This is a genomic window from Arenibacter palladensis (assembly GCF_900129275.1).
GTDB classification, from domain to species: domain Bacteria; phylum Bacteroidota; class Bacteroidia; order Flavobacteriales; family Flavobacteriaceae; genus Arenibacter; species Arenibacter palladensis.
In genome coordinates this window covers 1-1,592 of the sequence record NZ_FQUX01000020.1, presented here as the reverse complement: position 1 = coordinate 1,592, position 1,592 = coordinate 1, and the positions used below count along the sequence as shown (strand labels likewise).

The following is a 1,592-nucleotide window of genomic DNA, read 5'->3' as shown; positions in this document are numbered from 1 at the left end:
TTTTTGCCATTTTCGGGATTCCCTCCCCCTTTTTCGGCAATGGCCATAAATCGTTGCAATTTGGATTCAAAGGCGTGCTTTTCCTCGTCTATCCTATTTTTCACCTTATCAAAAAGTTCTATTCCCCTGGCATCTTCCGGGTTGGACTGAAATACCTTCTCCGCACTGGAGAGGTTGAATTCTTCCGAAGTCAAAGTTCCTGTTTCATAAAGCTGTTTTAAAAGGGTACTTCCTACTTCTGAATTGGACAATATACCAGTAATGGATTGCTTCTGTGACTGGTCCAAATTGGGCATCCAATCATTTATGGCTTTGCTGGCAGCTTGCATATCCGCCTTTGCCAGTGCTTGTAGCGCTTCCGTCCTCAAATCCAGTTCCAAGTTCTCCATTTTTGCGATCCGCTCAAAAATTGCCCTATTTTTCTCAGGCTGGCCAACCAGTGCCAGCATGGCCAGTTTGATCGTTTCCGAGGAGGAGTCCTCGTTTACAAAGGGAACTACATTATTCCTTAATGAAGATATCCCTAATTTTCCAATGGCTTCCAACCCTAAATTTTGTTGTGATTTATCACTGCTTTTCAGCAAATGCCCAATGGGCTTTATCAATGCATTGCTAAGTTCCTTGGATTGCACCTTGGCAAGGTTGTCCAGAGTGAGCGAAACATGTTCCTGCGCTTTGCCCACATTTTCCAGAACGGGCAGCATCATCTTCATGACCTGATCGTTCTCCAACATTCCCGCAACGATGATAAAGGTGGGCTCGTCCAGCTCCTTATTGTCCGCTTTTTTCCATAGGTCCATGAACACCGTTTCCCGTTCTTCCTGTGGCAATGCCTGGCTTGCCCATATTAGATTGGCCGTGGCGTATTGGGACGCTTTGGGAGACCTTAAAAAGGCCAACAGTTCCTTGGGATAGTTCTCCAGGGCCTTACGGGCCAGATACCTCTCAAAATTGCGTTCGTACGCCCCTCCCATATCGTTTCCTTCAAGTGGTGGATTACAGGCCCCCACCAATAGGGCAATTGTTTCCGGATTTGCCGTTCCTACAGCGTCCAAGGTCCTTAGTACCTCGGATCTTACCATAGGGTTGTCGTCCTTGGAAAGCCCTTCCAATAGTTGGGCCAGTGTTCCGGCATCCAGGGAAAAGGATTGCAGGGCACGGACAGCTTCCCTTTTTAGGTTGGTGTATTTGGACCCCAGAAGTGTGGCCATAAGCCCTTGGTCATAATGTTTTATTCCCTCCAGGGACCAAAGGGCCATGATACGGGTAATTTCGTCCTGTTGGTTGTCCGAAGCCAGAAGTACGAGCTCCTTGGCCAATGCCCCGGTCTCCCCAATGGGGCGATCCGTGATCTGGTGCCATGCAGCCCGTTTTGCCCAGATGGAAGGCGACTTTAAATACCCGACAAGGTCGCTTGTTTTTACCTCATAGAAATTGGGGATCTTCTTTGGTTTTTGGGATTTATGACTGATCCTCCAGATACGGCCATGGGATTTGTCCCGGTCCGGGTGCGATGTGGCCACCTCGTTATGGGAAACAATTTTATTGTACCAATCGGCAATGTAAAGGCAGCCATCAGGGCCAAATTCCAT

At 48.1% G+C, this 1,592-nt stretch carries 1 protein-coding gene; it reads right to left on the bottom strand.

From position 1 onward, the window contains the following. Window positions 1-1,592: HEAT repeat domain-containing protein (locus BUA60_RS22670; protein WP_143153269.1), on the bottom strand; the 1,592-nt coding region annotated here is incomplete at both ends.